This is a genomic window from Flagellimonas lutimaris (assembly GCF_003581615.1).
GTDB classification, from domain to species: domain Bacteria; phylum Bacteroidota; class Bacteroidia; order Flavobacteriales; family Flavobacteriaceae; genus Flagellimonas; species Flagellimonas lutimaris.
The window spans coordinates 160,255-184,064 of sequence record NZ_QXFH01000004.1 but is presented as its reverse complement, the minus strand read 5'-3'; the positions used below and the strand labels follow the sequence as shown (position 1 = coordinate 184,064).

General features: G+C 40.7%; 20 protein-coding genes. 12 read left to right on the top strand and 8 right to left on the bottom strand.

Going from position 1 to position 23,810, the window contains the following annotated elements; genetic code table 11:
* The first annotated feature begins 57 nt into the window (after positions 1 to 57).
* The 6 genes from tamL (at position 58) to D2V08_RS00805 (ending at position 8,511) form a co-directional block, all read left to right on the top strand.
* Positions 58 to 2,598 carry a translocation and assembly module lipoprotein TamL gene (tamL, locus tag D2V08_RS00830; RefSeq protein ID WP_313790092.1) on the top strand — a complete coding sequence of 847 codons (2,541 nt, stop codon included), beginning with the start codon at positions 58 to 60 and terminating at the stop codon, positions 2,596 to 2,598.
* Between the two features lie 52 nt (positions 2,599 to 2,650).
* Entirely contained in the window at positions 2,651 to 3,718 is a 1,068-nt protein-coding gene (gene fbaA / locus D2V08_RS00825) for a class II fructose-bisphosphate aldolase (RefSeq protein ID WP_119606251.1), read from the top strand.
* A 27-nt stretch (positions 3,719 to 3,745) separates the two neighbouring features.
* On the top strand, positions 3,746 to 4,606 hold the full coding sequence (accD, locus tag D2V08_RS00820; RefSeq protein WP_119606250.1) for an acetyl-CoA carboxylase, carboxyltransferase subunit beta: 861 nt from the start codon (positions 3,746 to 3,748) through the stop codon (positions 4,604 to 4,606).
* A gap of 166 nt (positions 4,607 to 4,772) precedes the next feature.
* The gene (rpsO, locus tag D2V08_RS00815; protein ID WP_119606249.1) at positions 4,773 to 5,042 is read left to right on the top strand and encodes a 30S ribosomal protein S15; all 270 of its coding nucleotides are present in this window, start codon (positions 4,773 to 4,775) and stop codon (positions 5,040 to 5,042) included.
* 223 nt (positions 5,043 to 5,265) lie between these two features.
* Positions 5,266 to 7,497, top strand: coding sequence for a polyribonucleotide nucleotidyltransferase (locus D2V08_RS00810; RefSeq protein ID WP_119606248.1), 2,232 nt, complete (start codon positions 5,266 to 5,268; stop codon positions 7,495 to 7,497).
* A 150-nt stretch (positions 7,498 to 7,647) separates the two neighbouring features.
* Positions 7,648 to 8,511: a sigma-70 family RNA polymerase sigma factor gene (locus D2V08_RS00805; RefSeq protein WP_014033356.1), complete on the top strand. Its 864-nt coding sequence runs from the start codon at positions 7,648 to 7,650 to the stop codon at positions 8,509 to 8,511.
* 181 nt (positions 8,512 to 8,692) lie between these two features.
* Here the strand turns inward: D2V08_RS00805 and D2V08_RS00800 are convergent, their stop codons facing one another.
* From D2V08_RS00800 to D2V08_RS00785, 4 genes are all read right to left on the bottom strand, one after another.
* Complete coding sequence (locus D2V08_RS00800; RefSeq protein ID WP_119606247.1) at positions 8,693 to 10,270, bottom strand: aldehyde dehydrogenase (NADP(+)); 1,578 nt, start codon at positions 10,268 to 10,270, stop codon at positions 8,693 to 8,695.
* A 79-nt stretch (positions 10,271 to 10,349) separates the two neighbouring features.
* The gene (locus D2V08_RS00795; RefSeq protein ID WP_245980449.1) at positions 10,350 to 11,117 is read right to left on the bottom strand and encodes a fumarylacetoacetate hydrolase family protein; all 768 of its coding nucleotides are present in this window, start codon (positions 11,115 to 11,117) and stop codon (positions 10,350 to 10,352) included.
* A gap of 4 nt (positions 11,118 to 11,121) precedes the next feature.
* Complete coding sequence (locus D2V08_RS00790) at positions 11,122 to 12,453, bottom strand: GntP family permease (RefSeq protein ID WP_119606246.1); 1,332 nt, start codon at positions 12,451 to 12,453, stop codon at positions 11,122 to 11,124.
* A 24-nt stretch (positions 12,454 to 12,477) separates the two neighbouring features.
* Complete coding sequence (locus tag D2V08_RS00785) at positions 12,478 to 14,202, bottom strand: IlvD/Edd family dehydratase (protein ID WP_220473365.1); 1,725 nt, start codon at positions 14,200 to 14,202, stop codon at positions 12,478 to 12,480.
* 203 nt (positions 14,203 to 14,405) lie between these two features.
* Between D2V08_RS00785 and D2V08_RS00780 the strand changes: the two genes are divergently transcribed.
* The 5 genes from D2V08_RS00780 to D2V08_RS00760 all read left to right on the top strand — a co-directional run bounded on the left by D2V08_RS00780 (position 14,406) and on the right by D2V08_RS00760 (position 18,374).
* Complete coding sequence (locus D2V08_RS00780) at positions 14,406 to 15,674, top strand: serine hydrolase domain-containing protein (protein WP_119606245.1); 1,269 nt, start codon at positions 14,406 to 14,408, stop codon at positions 15,672 to 15,674.
* 66 nt (positions 15,675 to 15,740) lie between these two features.
* On the top strand, positions 15,741 to 16,400 hold the full coding sequence (gene rpe, locus D2V08_RS00775) for a ribulose-phosphate 3-epimerase (RefSeq protein ID WP_119606244.1): 660 nt from the start codon (positions 15,741 to 15,743) through the stop codon (positions 16,398 to 16,400).
* Positions 16,400 to 17,386, top strand: coding sequence for a YpdA family putative bacillithiol disulfide reductase (locus D2V08_RS00770; RefSeq protein ID WP_119606243.1), 987 nt, complete (start codon positions 16,400 to 16,402; stop codon positions 17,384 to 17,386). Before rpe ends, D2V08_RS00770 begins: the two co-directional genes overlap by 1 nt.
* Before the next feature lie 83 nt (positions 17,387 to 17,469).
* The gene (locus D2V08_RS00765; protein ID WP_119606242.1) at positions 17,470 to 17,898 is read left to right on the top strand and encodes a DoxX family protein; all 429 of its coding nucleotides are present in this window, start codon (positions 17,470 to 17,472) and stop codon (positions 17,896 to 17,898) included.
* Positions 17,899 to 17,900: 2 nt separating this feature from the next.
* On the top strand, positions 17,901 to 18,374 hold the full coding sequence (locus tag D2V08_RS00760; protein WP_119606241.1) for a glutathione peroxidase: 474 nt from the start codon (positions 17,901 to 17,903) through the stop codon (positions 18,372 to 18,374).
* Positions 18,375 to 18,380: 6 nt separating this feature from the next.
* On the opposite strand, the gene D2V08_RS00755 is transcribed toward D2V08_RS00760, so the two are convergent.
* The 4 genes from D2V08_RS00755 to D2V08_RS00740 all read right to left on the bottom strand — a co-directional run bounded on the left by D2V08_RS00755 (position 18,381) and on the right by D2V08_RS00740 (position 21,134).
* Positions 18,381 to 19,424 (bottom strand): ATP-grasp domain-containing protein, encoded by a 1,044-nt coding sequence (locus tag D2V08_RS00755; protein ID WP_119606240.1) that lies wholly within the window; start codon positions 19,422 to 19,424, stop codon positions 18,381 to 18,383.
* A gap of 5 nt (positions 19,425 to 19,429) precedes the next feature.
* The gene (locus D2V08_RS00750; RefSeq protein ID WP_119606239.1) at positions 19,430 to 20,149 is read right to left on the bottom strand and encodes an NRDE family protein; all 720 of its coding nucleotides are present in this window, start codon (positions 20,147 to 20,149) and stop codon (positions 19,430 to 19,432) included.
* Complete coding sequence (locus tag D2V08_RS00745; protein ID WP_119606238.1) at positions 20,137 to 20,622, bottom strand: DinB family protein; 486 nt, start codon at positions 20,620 to 20,622, stop codon at positions 20,137 to 20,139. Before D2V08_RS00745 ends, D2V08_RS00750 begins: the two co-directional genes overlap by 13 nt.
* Before the next feature lie 68 nt (positions 20,623 to 20,690).
* Positions 20,691 to 21,134, bottom strand: a complete 444-nt coding sequence (locus tag D2V08_RS00740) for a YHS domain-containing (seleno)protein (RefSeq protein ID WP_119606237.1) — start codon at positions 21,132 to 21,134, stop codon at positions 20,691 to 20,693.
* A 257-nt stretch (positions 21,135 to 21,391) separates the two neighbouring features.
* Here D2V08_RS00740 and D2V08_RS00735 point away from each other — a divergent pair, with 257 nt between their 5' ends.
* On the top strand, positions 21,392 to 23,791 hold the full coding sequence (locus tag D2V08_RS00735) for a hybrid sensor histidine kinase/response regulator (RefSeq protein ID WP_119606236.1): 2,400 nt from the start codon (positions 21,392 to 21,394) through the stop codon (positions 23,789 to 23,791).
* Positions 23,792 to 23,810 lie beyond the last annotated feature (19 nt).

Below are 23,810 nucleotides of genomic sequence, written 5' to 3'. Positions count from 1 at the left end.
TTGGCTTCTATGAGGGGTTCTTTAGGTCTAATGTGCAACTGGGCAAAAATAGGGTTATTGTTGCTTTTGCTAAGCATTTCGGGTTGCAATACCTTAAAAAAAGTTGGGGAGGATGAATTATTGCTCACTAAAAACAACATTCTGGTTGATGACCAAAAAGTCAATAGCAGTGAAATAAAAGGGCTTATAGCTCAAAAACCTAACAGTAGTGTTCTTGGTTACCCTCTAAAATTGAACCTTTATAATCTTGCAAAGGAAAACCCAGATTCTTCTTTCCAAGACTGGTTGCATCGCAAAGAAAAGAGAGAAAAACACCTGAACAATCTACTCTCCAAGAAGCAGGTTAACCGCTTGCGTGAATCCTTTATGGTAAAAGGAGCCAGTGAATTTTTAAAAAGAATTGGCGAACCACCTGTAATAATCGACACAGCGGAAACCAACAAATCCATTAACAAACTAAAATCTTATTACAACAGCAAGGGATACTTCAACAGTACGGGCGACTATGAGATAGTGGAAAGCAATAAGAAAAAAAGAGCTCAGATTGACTACAATATCACTTTGAACAAACCTTATATAGTGGATACGGTTCAAAAAAACATTACCTCTCCTGAACTGGATTCCATTTACATAAAAACCGCCCAACAAAGTTTGATCAAAAAAGGGGAACAATTCGATTTGGATAAATTCACTTTGGAACGAGAACGCTTGACCACCCTGTTCCGTAATTCCGGAGTCTATAATTTTCAAGAAAGTTCTATCAACTACGACATCCTCAGGGATACAACAATAGCTTCCGATGACCAATCAATGGATGTAAAATTGAACATCAATAAATTCAGAAGTTCTACCGACAGTACGGACACCAATACTCCTTATAAGGTTGCGCGACATAGAAAAATCAACATTTATGCAGATTATGATATCAATGGGGCCACCGATACTTTAAAAAGGATAGAACACGAAAACTATAATATATATTATAGCGGTGAACTTAGATACAGGCCCAAAGCACTTACCGACGCTATTTTTTTTGAAAAAGATAGTGTTTACCGTGATTTGGACAGGATAAGGACTTATAGACAAATCACCAACCTAAACACATTTAAATATCCGAACATTGAATTTATTCCCGATTCCACCCAAACGCAACTGGAATCGAACATTTACTTGGCAGCCAAGCCAAAGTATTCCCTTAATCTAAATTTTGATGTAACCCATTCCAACATTCAACAAGTAGGAACTGCCTTCAGTGCATCTGTAATTACAAGAAATGTTTTTGGAGGCGCCGAAACCTTGAACGTTTCTGCCAGGGGGTCTATTGGTTTGTTAAGCGACGCATCCTTATCCAATGAAAATATTACTTCAGAGCTAGGAGGTGATGTAACTATAACATTTCCCCGGATTTGGTTACCGTTTAATACTGAAAAAATAATACCCTATTATATGTTGCCCCAAAGTAGATTGTCGGCGGGTACCAATTTTCAGCAAAACATTGGTTTGGACAAACAATCCCTGAATGCTATCCTATCCTACAACTGGTCGCCCACCGACCGCCTCAAAAACAATTTTGAACTACTGAATGTGGAGTTTGTACGTAATGTGAACCCTGATAATTTCTATAACGTTTATAGAAATACGTTTTCCAATTTGGACGAGATTGCGGATGGTTTTCAAGACGACCCTCAATACGCATCTTTTTTTGACCCAGTAGAGGACGAAGGAGAAGAACCCAGCTTAAACATTCCAGAAGGTGCCAATAGTTTTGCACGTTCCATATTGAACGGTGAAATTCCTGTTAGCACCGAAGACTTCGAAGAAGTAAACAGTATAGAGGAAAGACGCCGAAGGCTAACAGAGAACAACCTTATTTTTGCCAGTAATTTTACCCATACCAAAAACAGTAAGTCTGGAATAAACGATCTTGATTTTTATCAGTACCGCATAAAGCTGGAAAGTGCTGGGGGTATGCTATCTCTGCTTTCCAATATATTACCTTATAACAAAAATGACAACGGACAAAGCCTTGTTTTCAATGTTCCTTTTTCTCAATATGTGAAAGCCGAATTAGATTACATCAAGCATTGGGAAATAGGCGGTTCCCAAGTAATTGCCTTTAGAAGTTTCTCAGGCTTGGCCATTCCCTACGGAAATTCGGACAACGTGCCTTTTGTGAGGAGTTATTTTGCAGGAGGTTCAAACGACAACAGGGCCTGGAACGCTTATGAACTTGGACCGGGCAGCACCGACAATATCAACGATTTTAATGAGGCCAACCTTAAACTTGCATTAAACCTTGAGTACAGATTTCCAATAGCTGGTGATGTAAAAGGTGCACTTTTTGCGGACGCGGGTAATATTTGGAACGTATTTGACAATGAAACCAACCCCGATGCCATTTTCAAAGGATTCTCCTCGCTGGGCGACATTGCATTGGGCACTGGACTTGGACTCCGGTACGATTTCACATATTTTGTTTTCAGGTTGGATGTAGGCTTCAAGACCTATAATCCCGCTAAAGTTGGGTCTGATCGTTGGTTCGATGGCTACAACCTCAAGAAAGCCGTCTTCAACATAGGGATCAATTATCCTTTCTAGAGCAAATATTTTATTACTTTTGTCTCCTATTGAATTCTAAACCAATATAACTATGTCCCACAATATAAAGCCCGGTGTTGCAACTGGTGATGAAGTACAAGCAATTTTCAACCATGCAAAAGAAAACGGATATGCACTTCCTGCCGTAAATGTTATCGGATCGGACAGCATCAATGCCGTGATGGAAACCGCTGCAACATTGAATTCTCCCGTAATTATTCAATTCTCTAACGGAGGAGCCCAGTTCAATGCAGGTAAAGGACTTTCCAATGATGGTCAAAAAGCAGCTATTCTAGGAGCTGTTGCAGGTGCTAAGCACGTTCACCAATTGGCAAAGGCCTACGGAGCAACGGTAATCCTTCATACAGACCACTGTGCCAAAAAATTATTGCCTTGGATCGATGGATTATTGGACGCCAGTGAAGAGCATTACAAAGAAACTGGCAAATCATTGTTCAGTTCGCACATGATCGACCTTTCCGAAGAACCCATCGAAGAAAATATTGAAATCTGCAAAGGATACCTTGAGCGCATGAGCAAAATGGATATGACTTTGGAGATTGAATTGGGAATTACAGGAGGTGAAGAAGATGGTGTGGACAACACCGACGTTGACGACTCCAAATTGTACACCCAGCCAGAAGAAGTGGCCTTTGCTTACGAAGAGCTTTCAAAAATAAGCCCAAAATTCACCATTGCTGCAGCATTTGGGAACGTACACGGGGTATACAAGCCAGGTAACGTAAAACTGACTCCAAAAATTCTAAAGAACTCTCAAGAATATATTACCGAAAAATATGGAGTTGAGCACAATCACATCGATTTTGTATTTCACGGAGGTTCTGGTTCCACTTTGGAGGAAATTAGAGAAGCTATTGGTTATGGTGTAATCAAAATGAACATCGATACCGATTTGCAATACGCATTCTTGGAAGGTGTTAGGGATTACATTCAAGGAAAGGCGGATTACCTTCAAACACAAATTGGAAACCCTGATGGTGATGACCAACCCAACAAGAAATTCTATGATCCCCGAGTTTGGCTAAGAGAAGGTGAAAAAACTTTGATTACTCGTTTGAAAAAAGCCTTCGAGGACTTGAACAACGTAAACACTTTGTAAGCCTTTGTCTAACTAAATATTGATCGCATGTCGTCTTGGTTTAAAAGAAAGGAAAAAGGAATACAAACAGCTACCGAGGAGAAAAAAGACACCCCCAAGGGTTTATGGTACAAATCCCCTACTGGTAAAATTGTTGAGGCTGAAGATTTGGCCAAAAACTTCTATGTAAGTCCAGAAGATGATTATCATGTTCGAATAGGAAGTAAAGAATATTTTGAAATTCTTTTTGATGATAACAAGTTCCGTGAGCTCGATACAAAAATGGCATCCAAAGACCCATTAAAGTTTGAGGACACCAAAAAATATTCTGACCGGCTGAAAGCTGCCCAGAAGAAAACTGGATTAAAAGATGCCGTTAGGACAGCAGTTGGAAAATCTCAAGGAAAAGATATTGTTGTAGCCTGTATGGACTTTGGCTTTATCGGAGGCTCAATGGGAAGCGTGGTAGGAGAGAAAATATCCCGCGCCATAGATGTAGCCAAAAGGAAAAAAGTGCCATTTGTTATGATTTCCAAATCAGGTGGTGCCCGTATGATGGAAGCTGCACTGTCCCTGATGCAATTGGCAAAAACATCCGCTAAATTGGCACAATTGGCAGAAGCAAAAATCCCATACATTTCGCTATGTACCGACCCTACAACAGGAGGAACTACAGCTTCCTACGCCATGTTGGGAGACATCAACATTGCGGAACCTGGTGCATTGATTGGATTTGCTGGACCAAGGGTAGTAAAAGACACTACAGGAAAAGACCTGCCAGAAGGCTTCCAAACATCGGAATTCCTTAAAGAACATGGTTTCTTGGATTTCATCACACACCGTAGGGATCTGAAGAAGAAAATCAATCTCTATATCGATTTGATTACCAATCAACCTGTAAGAAATTAAAAAAAGCCCCGAGTTCGGGGCTTTTTTGTTTTAGAAAGAGAAAGTCTGCTGCGTACCAACCTTAAAAGTTTATATTCAATAAGTATTTTAAATTCAAAAAAACGCATATCTTTGCACGCTGATTGAAAGCCAATCAATACATAAAAATCATTTAAATAATATTGGAATGTATTTAACAAAAGAAGTAAAAGCCGAGATTTTCAAAAAACACGGCGGCTCTGAGAGCAACACAGGTTCTACGGAAGGACAAATTGCTTTGTTCACACACCGTATCAACCATTTAACAGGACACCTTAAAAAGAACCACAAAGATTATAACACCGAGCGTTCTTTGGTGGCATTGGTAGGTAAAAGACGTAGTCTTTTGGATTACCTAAAGAAAAAAGATATTGAAAAATACCGTTCCCTAATTAAGGAATTAGGTATCAGAAAATAAAAACAAAAAGGGGAGGCATTGGCTTCCCCTTTGTTTTTAGTTGAACAAGTTTCAACAATATAAAGTCCCAGCATAACACTGGGCAAACACAAAAAGCTACAAATAGTTTTTCATTGGTCAAGTGCTTCCAAGCACACACAACAACAACACAACCCGACCGCCCGGATGGCGGTAGACCAAATGTTTAACGACCCCGCCACGATGGTAGGGTAAGATTAATTTTATGATTCCAAAGACATTCAAAGAGGTCATAGACCTAGGTGACGGTAGAGAGATTTCTATCGAAACCGGAAAACTGGCAAAACAGGCCCATGGCTCTGTTGTTGTCCAATCTGGCAAGTGTATGCTATTGTGTACAGTTGTCTCCAATTACAAAGCTTCGGACGTGGACTTTTTGCCACTTACCGTAGATTATCGCGAAAAATTTGCTGCTGCAGGACGTTATCCTGGAGGTTTCTTTAAAAGAGAAGCCAGACCAAGTGATGGCGAAGTATTGACCATGCGTTTGGTGGACAGGGTATTGAGGCCATTGTTCCCAAAAGATTATCACTCCGAAACACAGGTGATGATTCAGCTAATGTCGCATGACGAAGATGTTATGCCAGATGCCATGGCTGGATTGGCTGCTTCCGCGGCCATTCAACTTTCGGATTTCCCATTCGAATGTGCCATATCCGAGGTTCGTGTAGGTAGGGTAAATGGTGAATTCATCATCAACCCAACTAGAGCGCAACTTCTGGAGTCCGACATCGACATGATGATTGGTGCTTCTGCAGATTCTGTGATGATGGTCGAAGGTGAGATGGACGAAATTTCCGAAGAGGAAATGGTAGAAGCCATCAAATTTGCCCACGAAGCCATTAAAGTACAATGTGCTGCACAGGAAAAATTGGCCGAAGCATTCGGTAAAAAAGAGGTTCGTGAATACGAGTCAGAAGCTGAAGATGAAGATCTTCAGAAAAAAGTACACGACATGGCCTACGATAAGGTTTATGAAGTGGCCAAAGCTGGTTCCTCCAAAAAAGAACGTAGCGAGGCATTTTCCGCAATTAAAGAAGAAATCAAAGCGTCTTTTTCCGAAGAAGAATTGGAGGAAATCGGTGATTTGATTTCCAAATACTACCACAAGGCTGAAAAAGAAGCTGTTAGAAATCTTACTTTGGAAGAAGGCCTTCGCTTAGACGGGCGTAAAACTACAGATGTAAGACCAATCTGGTGTGAAACTGATTATTTGCCATCTGTACACGGTTCTGCCATTTTTACACGTGGTGAAACTCAGGCATTGGCAACCGTTACTTTGGGTACTTCCAGAGAGGCCAATCAAATTGATATGCCATCTTTCGAAGGTGAAGAAACATTCTATTTACATTATAACTTCCCTCCTTTCTCAACTGGTGAAGCACGACCAATTCGTGGCACATCGCGTAGAGAGGTTGGACACGGTAACTTGGCACAACGTGCACTTAAAGGAATGATTCCAGAAGATTGTCCTTATACTGTTCGTGTAGTTTCAGAAGTATTGGAATCCAATGGTTCCTCTTCCATGGCTACTGTATGTTCAGGAACAATGGCATTGATGGATGCAGGGGTTCAGTTGAAAAAACCTGTTTCCGGTATTGCCATGGGATTGATTACTGATACTGAAACTGGTAAATACGCCGTGCTTTCCGATATTTTAGGTGATGAAGATCATTTGGGAGATATGGACTTTAAGGTAACTGGTACCGCAGATGGTATTACTGCTTGCCAAATGGATATTAAAGTAAAAGGATTGTCCTACGAGATTTTAGTGAATGCTTTGATTCAGGCCAAAGACGGAAGAATGCACATTTTGGGCAAACTTACCGATACTATCGCCGAGCCAAGAGAAGAGGTTAAATCTTACGCTCCTAAAATTGTGACCAAAATTATTCCAGGTGAATATATTGGTGCACTTATCGGTAAAGGTGGTGAAGTAATTCAAGAACTTCAAAAAACTACTAACACTACGATTGTAATCAACGAAGATCCAGATACCGAAGAAGGTATTGTGGAAATCTTGGGTACAGGACAAGAAGGTATCGATGCCGTATTGGCAAAAATCGATGCGTTGATGTTCAAGCCAGAGGTTGGAAGTGTTTATGAGGTAAAAGTGATAAAAATGCTAGACTTTGGTGCCGTTGTGGAATACATGGATGCACCAGGAAACGAAGTATTGCTTCACGTTTCTGAATTGGCATGGGAACGCACCGAAAATGTATCCGATGTTGTGAACATGGGTGATGTTTTTGATGTAAAATACTTTGGTATCGACCCAAGAACCAGAAAGGAAAAGGTTTCAAGAAAAGCCTTGTTGCCAAAACCTGAAGGATATGTAGAAAGACCTCCTCGTAATGATAGAGGTGGTGACCGTAGAGGTGGTGGTGACCGCAGAGGCGGCAACCGGGATAGAAAACCAAGAAGGGATAGAGATTAAAACTTCTTTGTTAGCATATAAAAGCCCCGAGCAGTTGCTCGGGGCTTCTTTTTTTTAAAAAAAATACAATCAAAATGTAACTTTTTAGTTTTTTCAACGTATAACCTAATGAGCTCCGGTTCACAAATTTAATTTGAAGGGATATTTTAGATGAGACAGTTAAAGATTACAAAACAGGTTACCAATAGGGAAACCGCGTCGTTGGACAAGTATTTGCAGGAAATTGGCAAGGTAGATTTGATTACCGCCGATGAGGAAGTAGAGTTGGCACAGCGAATTAAAGCGGGAGACCAAATAGCCTTGGAAAAATTAACTAAAGCCAACCTTAGGTTTGTTGTATCTGTTGCAAAACAGTATCAAAATCAAGGGTTGACACTTCCTGATTTGATCAATGAAGGAAACTTGGGGCTTATCAAAGCGGCACAACGTTTTGATGAAACTCGTGGATTTAAATTTATTTCTTACGCTGTTTGGTGGATTCGTCAATCCATTCTTCAAGCATTGGCAGAACAATCCCGTATTGTTCGTTTACCACTGAACAAGATTGGTTCCATCAACAAGATCAACAAAACATTTGCATTCTTGGAGCAAGCGCATGAGCGCCCACCATCTGCAGAGGAAATTGCCAAAGAATTGGACATGACCGTGGAAGATGTGAAGCAATCCTTGAAAAACTCAGGTCGCCATGTATCTATGGATGCCCCGTTGATTGATGGAGAGGATTCCAACCTTTACGATGTATTGCGTAGTGGTGAATCTCCAAACCCAGATAAGGAGCTTTTGCACGATTCACTTCGTACTGAAATAGAACGTGCTTTGGAAACCCTTACCCCTCGTGAAGCTGATGTAATCAGACTTTACTTTGGTTTGGCAGGACAACATTCCATGACATTGGAGGAAATCGGCGAAACTTTTGATCTTACCAGAGAAAGAGTTCGTCAGATCAAGGAAAAAGCTATCCGTAGGCTAAAACACACCTCCAGAAGTAAGATTTTGAAAACTTATTTGGGATAAAGTGTGAAAATTACCCCATAAATTACAGTTAAACTATCCTTAAATTTGATTTTTGGCAGGAAAGTTGTAATTTAGTAAGATATAACAGTTTATCATGACTGTTCGTTTTTTGATTGATGAATAAACTCCGGCTGATTACCGGAGTTTTTTTCGTTTTAAAAACACGTTGTATCTCTCTCAATTATTTGAGTTGAACCTCCCCATTTACCATGCGACATATCCCTAACGGATTTTCCTGTTGCAGCTCATCGGGCAGTAAAGCATTCGAAAAGTTCTGGTAACAAACCTGACGTGAAAAGCGTTCAATCGCTTTTGTCCCTACAGATGTAGAACGCGAATTGGTTGAAGCAGGATAAGGTCCTCCGTGCACCATCGCATGACACACTTCAACTCCCGTTGGAAAACCATTGATCAATACTCTTCCCACTTTTTCTTCTAAAATATCGATGAGTTCCCCACTGTTCGTTAAATCCTCTTCAGTTCCAAGTACCGTTGCCGTTAAATGTCCGTGAAGATTTTCGGCGATTTTGAGCATGTCATCAATATTGAAAGTGTTCACCAACAATGTTGAAGGGCCAAAAACCTCTTCCTCTAAAACACGATTGGACAAAAAGTTTTGAGCATCCGTAGTAAAAACACACGCTTCACCCTCGCTGCGGCCTTCTACTTTCGCTTTGCCCAGGACTTGAACTCCTTTTTGGGATGACAATTCTTTCAAGTCATTATCATAAGCTTTGGAAATGCCCTCTGTGAGCATGGTACCTACATCGGATTCATTGACCAAATTGGAAATGGTATCCTTAAATACTTTTGTGTCCTCGGAGTCTTGGGCCACAACTAAGCCCGGATTGGTACAAAACTGACCTACCCCCAGTGTTACCGAACCATAAAGCTGTTTACCAAGCTCCTCCCCTTTTTCCTTCATTGCCCCTGGTAAAATAAAAACAGGATTTGTACTTCCCATTTCTGCATACACTGGAATCGGATTTTCTCTTTTTGAAGCGGCATCGAACAACGCTCGACCGCCTTGCAATGACCCGGTAAAACCGACGGCCTTAATGGATTCATGCCCCACCAAAGCCATTCCCACTTCGTGGGAAACACCGTGCAACATGGAAAATACCCCATCGGGCATTCCTGTTTCTTTTGCCGCGGATATGATGGCTTTAGCAACCAATTCACAAGTTCCGGGATGTGCAGGGTGTGCTTTTACCACAACCGGACAGCCTGCCGCCAAGGCACTGGCAGTATCTCCCCCGGCAACGGAAAATGCCAGTGGGAAATTGCTCGCCCCGAAAACAGCAACGGGACCCAATGGACGCAACATGCTTCGGATATCCACCCTTGCCAAGGGCTCCCTATCCGGTATGGCTTCATCGATTCGGGCATTTACCCAAGAGCCATCCCGCAACAGGTTTGCAAATAACTTCATCTGCCCCATGGTCCTGCCCCTTTCGCCAGTGATTCTACCTTCGGGCAATGCGGTTTCTACACTCGCCCTTTTTATCAATTGATCACCCAATCCCAATAATTCATCAGCAATGGCGTCCAAAAAGTCCGCTTTTTCCCTACCTGATTTGTTTTTGTAGATTCTAAACGCTTTTTTCGCCTTTTCCACAGCTGCATTCACCTCATCTTCAACAGCCTCTCTAAAAGGAGGCTCAAGGTTTTCTCCAGTGGTTGCTTTCACTCCGTAAAACGTGTCCGACCCCAGTGCAGATTTATCATTACCAACATAATTCTTTCCTTGTAATTGCATTTTTCAACTTCAATTTATCCGACCGTATTGGTCAGTGTTCCAATATAATCTATGGTAATATGGATTTCATCTCCAATATTCAGCGTAAAGGTTGAATCGGGACAATGCCTGTACCTGTCATTAAAAAACAACCTTTGGGATATGTGCTGTGACTGTAAAGGTAGGCTACGATATCCTCAAACTTCCTTACAATCTGATCTACCCCCACACTCCCCTCAAAAACTTGCTGCCCGTCTCTGGAAATCTCCAAATAGATCTTGGCATCCGACGGAAATGGTTTATCAGTGACAAAAATACAAGGACCTATTGCAGCACTGCGGTCGTACGTTTTGGCTTGTGGCAGGTATAAGGGATTTTCCCCTTCTATGCTCCTACTGCTCATGTCATTGCCAATGGTATATCCCACAATTTTTCCTGATGGACTTATGCAGAGCGTCAATTCCGGTTCTGGAACATCCCATGTGGAGTCTTTTCTAATGGCTACTTTCTCCTGATGGCCTACGGCACGTTCGGCGGTCGACTTAAAAAAGAGTTCCGGTCTATCCGCATGGTATACCCTTTCATAAAAATCTCCTCCACCCGTAGCCTCAGCTTCCTCTTGGCGTCCCATTTTACTATTAAAATAGGTGACGCCTGTAGCCCAGATTTCTTGGCCTTCGATAGGTTTCATTAAAAAATCAGTAATCCACTCCTTTCCATTTTTAATTTCCTCACCACCTTTTATGATGGATTCACATTCTTGGTACAACGAATCACTATTTATCAAATCACTCCAATCCGAATGGACCAAGTAAAATGTATCCTCAAATTCCAATAACACACCTTTGGAAGTTCTGTAAAGTTTCATAAACTTAATTTACAAATAGACTGATAATCAATACTGAAATAATAGAAGTTAGCCCGATGACCAAGGTTCCCAAACTGTGAAGTTTATATCCCTTGCCAATGTTCATTCCGCTCATTTGGGTGACCACCCAAAAAAAACTGTCATTTGCATGAGAGACCACCATGGACCCCGCCCCTATTGAAATCACCAACAAGGCTTTATCCATTTCGGTGACAAACCCTAGGCTTCCCATCATAGGAAATACAATGGAAGCCGCTGTAATCAAAGCCACAGTGGACGAACCCTGTGCCAATTTTATGGCCGATGCAATTAAAAAGGGCAGAAAAAAACTAAGGTTCAAATCGCTCAATGCATCTCCCATAACTTCTGCTATTCCAGAATTTTGAAGCATCTTTCCAAAAACACCCCCTGCTCCGGTGATCAACAAAATATTGGCAGAATCCTTTAAGGCCTTACCGACCCATCCATCCGTTGAAATCAACTCCCTGTTCAATTTTTTGGGCAGGGCAAAAGCCAGAAGCATTCCAATGACCAGGGCAATGACCGGTTCTCCCAAAAACATAAGAAATGATTGCCAAGATGCTATTTCCTGCGAGGGAATCAATCGTAATCTGGAATTGACCATGATCAAAATAATGGGAACCACGATTGGCAACGATGCTTTAAATGCTGAAGGTGCAGTTTTCATTCGAAGGTCAATATTTTCCTGAGAAATTTCCGGATTTGGGTCAATATAGGTACGCGCTGCAAATTTGGTGGCAAAGAGCAATGCCATAATGAGCGCAACCATACTTATGGGAATGGCCAAGGCCAATACCAGCCCTAAATCAGCGTTTAGAATACCTGCCGCTGCTATGGGCCCGGGAGTTGGAGGTACTAGATTGTGGGCAATGGTAAGGCCCATGGCCAATGCGATGGCCGAACCTGCCAAACTGATTCCCGCTTTTTTTGACAGACTTTTATTCAATGGGGAAAGCAAGATGAAACCACTATCGGCAAAAACGGGAATGGATACAAAGTACCCCAAAATTCCCATGGCCGTAGGCACTCGCTTCTTTCCCACAACTTTAAGGACCGCTTCGGCCAGTGCATAGGCACCACCTGTATTTTCCAAGAATGCCCCGATGATTACCCCGAAGATGATGACCAATCCAATTTTGCCAAGCGTTCCCCCAAATCCATCGTTTATCGTCTGTAAAATAATTTGATAGTCCATTCCTGCTGCTAAACCAAAAAATATGGCCACCATAAAAAGGGCTAAAAAAGGATGTAGACGTAGGTAATTGATCAAACCGATAATTAGGGCGATGCTCAACAACAAATAAACTACTAACATGATTGGTTCTTTAGATTATGATGGTCAATGTAAATCTCCCTTTACCTCACTGCCAGAACCTCCCACCAAAATATCAAAATCCGCACCCTTGTCGGCTTGCTCTACATGGTTCAGATAAATTTTCACGTAACCTCTATCGGTATGTGGCTGGGGTGGTTTCCAAGCTGCTCTTCTTTTAGCCAGTTCTTCTGCTGTTACATCCAAATGCAATTTTCTGTTTTCAACGTCCAATTCAATGTAATCTCCATTTTTCACCAAAGCCAAGGTGCCGCCGACGGCTGCTTCGGGCGATACGTGAAGCACCACAGTACCGTAGGCAGTTCCACTCATCCGCCCATCGGAAATTCGGACCATATCCTTCACTCCCTGCATAATCAATTTTTCAGGAAGGTCCACATTGCCTACCTCCGGCATACCTGGGTAACCTTTTGGCCCTACATTTTGGAGAACGATTACACTATCCCCATCTATATCTAAATCTGGGTCGTCCACACGGGCATGGTAATCGTCCATACCGTTAAAGACAACAGCTTTGCCCTTATGCTTCATCAATTTAGGAGTTGCAGCAGAAGGTTTTATAACAGCTCCATTTTCACACAGATTTCCTTTTAAAACTGCAATTCCTGCATCTTTTTGAAAGGGAGTATCGATTTTCGCAATGACCTCCTCATTGTAGCAAATGGATTTTTCGCAATTCTCATGATGGCTCTTTCCGTTGACCGTAATGGTTTGATGTAATTTTGATTTCAACTCCTTTAACACCACAGGAAGACCGCCCGCATAAAAATAATCTTCCATCAAATGTTTGCCGGAGGGCATAAGGTTGAGCAGCAATGGAATTTTGCTTCCAATTTCATCAAAATCTTCCAGTTTTAAAGGAACTCCTATCCTGCCAGCAATGGCAAGCAAATGAACTATCAAATTGGTGGAACCTCCAACGGCTGCGTTCACCACTATCGCATTTTCAAAAGCCTCCCGGGTCAATATTTTGGACAGCTTTAGGTCTTGATTGACCATTTCCACGATTTTTCTCCCAGAAAGTTGTGCCATTACCTTTTTCCGGGCATCTACTGCAGGTATTGCCGATGCTCCCGGTAACGTCAATCCCAAGGCCTCGGCCATGGTGGCCATGGAAGAGGCGGTTCCCATGGTGTTGCAATGCCCCGCACTTCGTGCAGCGCATATTTCGGCCTCTAAAAAGTCTTCCTCTGTAAAATTGTCTTTTTTCTGCTTCTCCTTGATCATCCAATTAAAGGAACCGGAACCTATCTCCCCTCCACGGAATTTTCCGTTCAACATGGGTCCGCCAGGTACTACAATGGTAGGAAGGTCCACACTACAGGCACCCATAATGGTCGAAGGGGTCGTTTTATCACATCCTGTAAGCAAAACAATACCGTCCAATGGGTTTGCGCGTATGGATTCCTCAACATCCATACTGGCCAAGTTCCTAAAAAGCATGGTTGTAGGCCTCATAATGGTTTCGCCAAGGGACATCACCGGGAATTCCAGGGGAAATCCGCCTGCTTCCAGCACTCCTTTTTTTACGATTTCGGCAAACTCGCGCAAGTGACCGTTACAAGGGGTGAGTTCCGACCAGGTATTGCAGATGCCTATAACGGGTTTCCCTTGGAACATATCGTTGGGATACCCTTGGTTACGAAGCCAGGAGCGATGCACAAAACCCATTTTGTCGTTGGTACCAAACCATTCTTTGCTCCGAAGGTCATTCTTATTTTTTTTCATCATATATCTATAAACGCAATCGATTGCGGTGAAAATAATAAATTTTACCATCACCAGTGAAGAGATAATATATTTTTCACAAAAAAGTATTGTAAAATTTAAAACATCTATTCTTTTAAGTTTAATACAGTAAGGGTATATCAATAAATTGGCTAACTTTCTTGCAATGAACGGATTTGATATTCAAGAAATACATTCAACCTAACATGAAAAAAACATTTCTCTGCATTTTTACGATAACTAGCTTTATATCAGTGGGTATAAGTCAGGAAAATTCTAAAAAAATAATTCAGCAAGCAGCAAAGGCCAGATTGGATTCCACTTTGCAAAGCTTTGTAAAAAATGGTGAAGTGGCTGGAGCATCAGCTTTGATTTATGAAAATGGAAAAGAGGTGTATTTCAATACGTTTGGTTATGCCGATATGGAAAATGAAATACCCATGAAGCGCAATACTCTGGTTCAGATTTATTCCATGACCAAACCCATTACTGGTACGGCGTTGATGACCTTGTATGAAGAGGGAAAGTTTAAATTGGATGACCCGTTGGAAAAATATGCTCCTGAATTTGCCAATATGCAGGTCTACACAGGTTACGATTCCATTGCTGGCGAAATGATCTTGGAACCTGCAAAACGACCTATTACCATCCGTGACATTACAAGGCATACTGCTGGTTTTTCGGGCCGAAGAGATCTTCCAGGATTGGGAGAAGCCATAGCCGAGGCAGACGCCTTGAACCGTGGGAACACCCTCTCCGAAATGGCTAAAAAATTAAGCACTGTTCCTTTAGGATATCAACCGGGAGAGCACTGGGAATATGGAATTTCCGTGGATGTGCAGGCGTACTTGGTGGAGCTTCTTTCAGGTCAGCCCTACGCCGAATATGTACAGGAGCACGTTTTGGACCCCTTAAAAATGAATAATACGCGATACTTTGTTCCCGAATCGGATAGAAAAAGGATGTCATCAGCCTACCGGCACGAAGGTAATTCCCTAGTTCAATTGCCCAATGAAGAGGCTCATGCCTACAACTATACAAAATGGCCACTGACGCCCGGCGGTTGGGGCTTGACCTCGACGCTTGACGATTATATGCGGTTTGCGCAAATGCTAATCAATAAAGGTACTTTGGAAGGCATCCAGGTCCTTGACTCAAGCACAGTAAAACTGATGAGCACCAACCATTTGGATGAAAGTATTGAGGAACGGTCATGGTTGCCCAGCAAGGGACAGGTAGGTTTTGGGATTGATTTTGCCGTGCGTCTACGACCTCCTGCATCAGTCCAAGAAAACAATGGTGTTGTTGGAGAATTCTTTTGGGATGGTGCGGCCAGTACTTTGTTTTGGGTCGATCCAGTGAATGAACTCACGGCAGTGTTCTTTGTTCAGATTCTTCCTTACAATGGTTCGCTTCATAAACGATTCAGAGATGCAGTGTACGGCCCAATCGTATTGCCAAAAAGCCAGCAATAGGCATAAACTGAATACGGTATTGGTTTAACATTTCACTATCTTTGTGAGGAACGAGTTGATTCTTACATGAGCAAAAAAATTATTGCACCTTCCTTGTTGGCTTCGGATTTTGCCAATTTGCAACGCGAAATAGAAATGGTGAACCAAAGTGATGCCGATTGGTTCCATTTAGATGTTATGGACGGTATGTTCGTACCCAACATTTCTTTTGGAATGCCGGTAATACATGCCATTGCCAAACATGCAAAAAAACCGTTGGACACGCACTTGATGATTGTTGACCCCGACAGGTACATCAAAACTTTTGGGGATTTAGGAGTAGACCATTTAACCGTTCATTACGAAGCATGTCCCCATTTGCACAGAACCCTACAGGCGATAAAAACAGAAGGAATGAAAGCGGGAGTGGCCATAAATCCGCATACCTCCATAAAATTATTGGAGGACACTATTCAAGATATCGACATTGTGCTTGTCATGAGTGTGAATCCAGGTTTCGGTGGACAATCCTTTATTGAAAACACCTACCAAAAGGTGGCCGACCTCAAGGAACTGATCAACCGTAAGAATGCAAAAACCTTAATCGAGATTGATGGGGGTGTAAATGCAGGAAATGCTAAAAAATTGATTGATCATGGTGCGGACGTTTTGGTTGCAGGAAATTTTGTTTTTAAAAGTGAGAACCCAACCGAAACCATTAAAAAATTAAAAGAAGAAATAGCATAATGCAGGAATTTGATGTTGTCATCATAGGAGGTGGTCCCATTGGGATTGCTTGCGGTTTGGAAGCTAAAAAACAAGGTATTACATATATCATAATTGAAAAGGGACCGATTGTAAATTCGTTGTTCAACTACCCTGTGAATATGCAGTTTTTCTCCTCTTCGGAAAAACTGGAAATTGACGAAATCCCTTTTATCAGTAAAGAGGCCAAGCCCAAAAGAAACGAAGCCTTGGAATATTATAGAAGGATCGTAACATCCAATAAGCTCAACATCCATCTTTTCGAAAAAGTTCTGGATACTGAAAAGCAACGAGAAACTTTCTTGGTAAAGACCGACAAAGATGAGTATCTAACCAAAAACGTAGTAGTAGCTACCGGTTTTTACGATTTGCCAAACACCATGAATGTTCCTGGTGAAAATTTGCCAAAAGTATCCCATTACTATAACGACCCACATTTTTACGCCAGTCAAAAATTAGCGGTTGTCGGCGCCAGCAACTCTGCCATAGATGCGGCTTTGGAATGTTGGAGAAAAGGTGCCGAGGTAACCTTGGTGATTCGAGGTCCAGAAGTTGGCCCACGTGTAAAATATTGGGTACGTCCCGATATCATCAACCGAATTGAAGAAGGAAGCATTAAAGCGTATTACAATTCCACCGTCAAGGAAATAAAACCCCATGAAATTATCATCAATTCGCCAGAAGGGGAAGTAACGCTGGAGAACGATTTTGTGCTGGCCTTAACGGGATACAAGCCAAATTTCGCCTTTTTGAAAAAACTTGGCATACAACTATCCGATGACCCTAAAAGACTTCCCAAGTATGATCCAGAAACCATGGAGACCAATGTTGATGGTCTATTTTTGGCTGGTGTCATCTGTGGTGGTATGGAAACCCATAAATGGTTCATCGAAAACTCGCGTGTTCACGCTCCGATTATTATGAATACCATTAAGCACAAAATGCATTTGGCAGCAGAAAAGTCTTGATTTGAGTTAACATTTGTTGCTTTCGGGAAAGGTACTCCCTATAGAGATATGGTTATATTTAAGAGAACTCCAAAAACTTTCAAATGAACACAACTACAAGTCTGACCCAAAATGTTTTTAGGGTTGTATTAGGACTATTAATGATTATGGCAGGTGTTGGTCACCTCACTTTTCAACGTGAAGAATTCCAGGCCCAAGTCCCCAGATGGTTGCCAGCTAGCGATGCTTTTATGGATTTTATTGTAGTTTCCTCTGGAGTGGTCGAAATTCTTTTAGGTCTTACAATGGTACTTTTGGTGAAACACAAAGTCAAAGTGGGAATCGTGTTGGCCATATTCTACGTTTTGATTTTCCCTGGAAACATTTCACAATACACCAATGGCATTGATGCTTTTGGACTGAATACGGATCTTAAAAGATTCGTCCGCCTGTTTTTTCAGCCCGTGTTAATACTCTGGGCACTTTGGTCGACTGGAGCATTAAAATACCTAATGAACAAGCAAAAAAAGTAAATATGGAATTTTACGAGTTTGAAGCAGAGCGACTTGATGGCACCCCGGAATCCATGGAAAAATACAAGGGCAAAACTATAGTTGTGGTGAATACTGCAAGTAAATGCGGATTAACCCCTCAGTACAAAGGTTTAGAAGCTCTTTATGAAAAATATAAAGATCAAGGATTAGTGGTTTTGGGATTTCCCTGCAATCAATTTGGAAACCAAGAGCCTGGCAGTGCCGATGATATTGAAGAATTTTGCCAAACAAATTATGGTGTAAGTTTTCCCATATTTGCAAAAATTGATGTCAACGGCAGCGATGCCCATCCTATTTTCAAATATCTTAAATCAGAATTGAGTGGCCTGTTGGGCGGAAAAATCAAATGGAACTTTACCAAATTTGTAATCGACAAAACCGGTAAACCCGTAAAACGTTTTGCTCCGACAACAGAACCTAGTGGCATGGATAGTTATATTGAAAGAATTCTTTAAAGAGAATTACTGAAACTTCAATTGCGCTTGCAAAGCACCATTCTGTTTTAGCATGGCCCTACCGTCCCTAAAACTTAAATAAGAGTGTCCCTTTTGATTGTTTAGTACACTAATCTCGCACAGCATCCCCCAATGGCGCGCCACCTCTCGCCAAGCCCATAATAAGGAGTGTTTGGGGTCGTAAATATGGGTAGCCTCTCCCCCTGCCCCATTTATTTCGATGATACTGAAATTTTTTCCCGCACAAAGTTCTTCGTAGGTGTTGTAAAGCACATCCAATCGACCATAATGGAACCCCTTTATCTGAGAGCAGATACCATCAATTGTTTGGACCAAATCATCGTTGATACTATGGCTAATATCAACAAACTTTGCACCTCTGGTATGGCTTCCGTAGGGAACCAAAATAAATTCTTCACCTTCATCCAAAACCTTCCGAAGTTGGTCTCCAAACTTTTGCTCCAATACCTTTAACTGCAAATGGCTTCTTGGATTCTTTTTAATGAGTTCCACCATAGTACTTTCGCCATCACCAGTAATAGTCAAAAACTCCTTGGAAACAACACCGGTAATTTTACCATGGGCTTCCCCAGATTTTCTTACATAAAATATACCCACTTCCTTTTGATACGGAATTAATTCCTGCACCAAAAAATCGGAAGGGCTCCAATGTACATATTTCTGGAATTCATCTTTATTATGGATTTTTTCCACCCCAAAGGCCTTCATACCAATATCGGGCTTAGCAATAAAGGGAAAACTGATATCCATGTCCAAAATACGCTCCAAGGCCAATTCAGGTGCCTCATCCTTTTTAATATACAGTGTTTTGGGAATAAACTGGGCAGGAATCATATTATAAATATCCATTTTGGATATCATGGCCATACCTCCATTCTTCATTCCCGGGTTCGCAGCATTAAAAAAGAAAAGGGAACGTGCTTTAATTGAATAATATAGCCAAACAGGGGCCATGGGATAATAAATCAGCCAAAAGGGCCAATATTCCCAATGTGTGATTTTATGCCATATCAATTTAAGGGAATCCATAATTTTTACATGGTAAGTTGAGTAGTAGAAAAAGGTACCTCGAAAAACTTATCGTTCAATAAATCCAAGTGTCGCATAACCATGTCATCATTCTGACCTATGATTACTTGAGTAACACTAAAGGTTTTTAGCCCAGAGTCCCTATCAATAATAAATCCATTCTCAAAATCATTGTGGTTGTTGGAATGAAAATCTACTACCTCATGAGCCGATATTCGTGGATTACCATCAATAAACTTTCGGAACAGTTTTCTTCTGTGATCGACCACTTCATCTTTATAAAGTGTAGGAGAGGACCAAATATGATTTTTAGCCTTGTCCAATGGTCTAAAATACTTTTGATGACCATCCCACCTAAACTCCAATAATTTGCCATTGAACAAGACCAAGGTAAATGGTTCAATTTGGTACAACTCCATTTCTTGAAGTAGCTCAAAAGGGTTTTTCGATGCAATGACATCCAGAAGTACCAATCCACGGCTTCGCATATAATTTCCAGTTGGATTGTGGTTTACAAAACCTCCATTAAGCAGTACGGCGACCGAGCCATTCTCGTTAAGGGCAAACCAAGTACCTCCTGCTTTGGGATCCTTTGGAAAAAGGACTTTTACCGAACCTATGGTTTTTTCCTGTGGCTCCAAAGCCAACGGCCTTGAAACATGCTCATCCCTATTGGATGTGATAAGGTATTGGCCTCTTGAAGAAATAAAACTTACTGTGCACATGCCCTTCTATATTGTATGGTAGATGGTGCCACTCCAAAAGATTCTGGAACCTTCTGATTTGAAAAATGCTCAATACCGACCTTAATCAAAGCCTGATGATGAATGGTATGTTCCAAATTGTACATGACCTCCCTAAAATAATTGGAATCCAAACAGTTTTCCTCTCCAGCCAATTCGTACTTAACTTTTATGGACTTATTGGGTTTTTCCAAATGCTTTTGAATGTACGCCAATTGCTCCAAGGCAAATGCCAAATCCTTTTCGATTTTAAGGTCTCGTTTTCTTCTATCATAAGAAACATCAGCAACATCGTAACCCTTGATTAGACAAAGATACAGTTCTATTACATGCCTCGTATGTTGACCTATGCTGGCGTTGGAAAGTATACTGCACGACTGTGAATAACAATCTTTGGGTAGCTCCGATAGCACTTGTTTGAACTGCTCCAAAGTTTCCAAGGAAGATTTGAACATGATTGTTTAATTATTGGTTTTGTTTTGATTGTTTTTTGACGAATTTGAGTATAAGATATAAAGAATATTCAATTCTTTATTTTCTCCCAGTTTTTATCTGCCTTTGATTTAAGATCAGTTGGGGATTCCTTCAACCAAAACTGCAATGTGTTGTTTTTCCCCTTATTATAGAACAGGTAAAGTTCTCCATTCCTAATTTCATAAGTCTCTGGGTCCACATTTACTTTCTTCCCGTTTACCGCAACTGCATATGCACAGTATCCACCATATTTTGGTAAATATACTTTGGGCTTCGCAATGAACTTTTCCATATTCCCCTTACTAAAAAACTTGTAGTTCACACCATCATATGTTGTGATGAATTCTTTTTTACCCTCCAGGGGTTTCTTATTAAAATAAGAAACTACATCATAGCCATTGACTGCATATCCTTTTTTGGTATTGTAATCTATACTTTGGGAATAGCCTAAAGCTCCCATCACCAAAAAAAGAATCCATATAATCTTGCGCATAATTCTTGACTTTTAAGGACTTTCATCTACCAAAGACAAAGATGTAAATCACCCAATATGCATAGTTTAGTCCATAGTAAAGTAGATTCCTTTCAATTTTTATTGTCATTCATCGATATTTTTTTGGGTTACATCTAATCATTGTCAGTTCCACACTGTTTGAAGTACTAATCGTCAATCATAAACGTTAAAAACTCAAACCAACAAACATGTGATATCCGCTTCCCCAAAAAAGCGGTATCTACAAAGCCTACTTAATGCGTAACACAATTCCCCGAAAGCCATCAACATGGCCCATTATACTTTTCCTTCTTTTCACGATTATTTCCAATGCTCAGTTTGGAGATAAACTTACTGACATCGAAGCCATCTCATTACGTCCTGAAACTTCCGTTTTAATGGCTGGACAAAGGGATTATAGTTTTGATGAAATTAGAAATAACCCAAATCTAGAGTTTGTTCCACTTTCCAGTTTAAAGGAGAACCTAGGTTTTTCCAGTGACAATTACTGGATGTCCTTTACCTTAGAGAACCAAACCTCTGAGTTTGCCCAATACTATTTAGAAACTGCCAGACCCATAACAGACATTGTTAACCTGTACCTTGTAGACAATGAAGGTAACGTACAAGAACAATACAGTGGCGATAAAATACCTTTTTCAAAGAAGACAATCCAGCATAGAAAATCAATTTTTGACATAGAACTGGAGCCATTTCAAAAACTACAAGCTTACATCCATCTTAAAAGTGATGGAGAAGTAGTAATGCTTCCTATGCGCTTATACCAAGAGGATAAATTTTTCAATCTTACCTATAAAGAACAGGTTTTTTATGGTTTCTTTTATGGGATTTTGATCTTAGCCTGCATCATCTATCTGTTTTTCTTTTTCGCTTTAAAAGACAGAGCGTTTATCTACTATGCACTCTACGTGCTTTTTATAGCACTGATGCAGTTTTCGTTGGATGGTTTTTTTCATCAATATTTTACCCCCCAAGGTGGATGGCTTTCCGATAGAGCTGTATTGCTTACCGCTTTTATCTCTCTTTTCTTTTTTGGTAAATATGGTGATATCATTCTTGACCTGAAAAGAAACAGTCCTGTTTTACATGTAGCAAATAAAGCCATTAGCTCGGGAATAATCATAGGAGTTTTGATATTGGCTTTGGTACCAAGTCTTTTTAAGTATTGCTATCCGCTGGCCAATGCCATTGGTATTTTGGTATTGGTTCACATGATTACCTCCCTGATTGCTTTGAAATTGAAAAAAGAAAAGATAGATCCTTACTTTGTGATTGGTATTTCATTTTTGGTCTCTGGGTTTGTGGTCTTCATCCTAAACAACTTCAATACCATTGAAAATTCCTTCTTCACTAGCAATGGGACAAAATTTGGCATTGGATTGGAAATCATCTTCCTATCCATCTCAATGAGCAATAGGATACGAGACCTTCGCATGCAGAATGAAAAAAATCAATTGTTGGCCTTGCAAAGGGCAGAAGATATGAACGAAATCAAATCGTCCTTTCTTTCCAACATCAGTCATGAACTGAGAACACCACTCAACTTGATAATGGGTGTAGCCACTTCACTGCAAGAAAACAAAAAGGAAGACAATCTGGAAGAGAAATGCAAGATGCTACTCAACTCCTCGAAAAATTTATTGGGTTACATAGAGGATATTTTAGATTTTACCGTAATCGAAAAAGGAGACCAAGAGTTGAAAGAGGTTCCTTTCGATTTAAAATCAACCTTATCAAAGGTCATCAAACTTCAAGAGAAAAAGGCGACCGTCAAAGGTTTGGAGTTCAATGTATCAATTTCAAATACTTTACCCGATAGAATTGTAGGAGACAAGGGAAAACTCGTCCAAATCCTTAACCACACTTTGGACAACGCAATTAAGTTTACTAATGAAGGAAGTGTGGCCATAGATGTCAAGTGTAAAAAAGAAAATGACCATGCCACCTTAAATATTACGTTAAAAGATACTGGTATTGGTATTTCCAAAGAAAAGATGAGTACCATATATGAATCCTTTACTAAAAAATCCTTTATGGATAAACGAGAATTCAGTGGTTTGGGGTTAGGTCTATATATCGTAAAAACCTATGTGGATCTTCAAAAAGGAACAATCGACCTTCGAGACAATATAAACCAAGGTACTATCTGTGAAATAAGTCTAAGTTTTGAGATTGACGAAGATCAAACAATAACTACTGATGAATCAAAAACAGTTTCCTCAAATATCCAGTTGAAAACTGGAAATATACTTTATGTGGAAGACAACAAAATGAATCAGACCGTTGTAAAATTATTGTTCAAAAAGAATTGGAGCAACGCAACGCTTACGATAGCCAACCATGGTAAAGAAGCTCTGGAAATCATGAAGAAAAAGAGCTTTGATTTTGTTCTGATGGATTTGCAAATGCCTGAAATGGACGGATTCGAAACAACATCCATAATCAGAAACGGGGAAGCTAATTGTGACGCTCAGATTCCTATAATTGTACTTACTGCTGACAATACGAGCCAAACAAGAAAAAAGATTTTTGAATTGGGTGCCAACGATCTAGTAACTAAACCAGTAAATGGTCCCCTACTCTTTTCTAAAATGAACAAGATAGTATCAACCAAAACAATCAGCAAAGTTGCTTGATAAAGGTTGTGCAATAAAA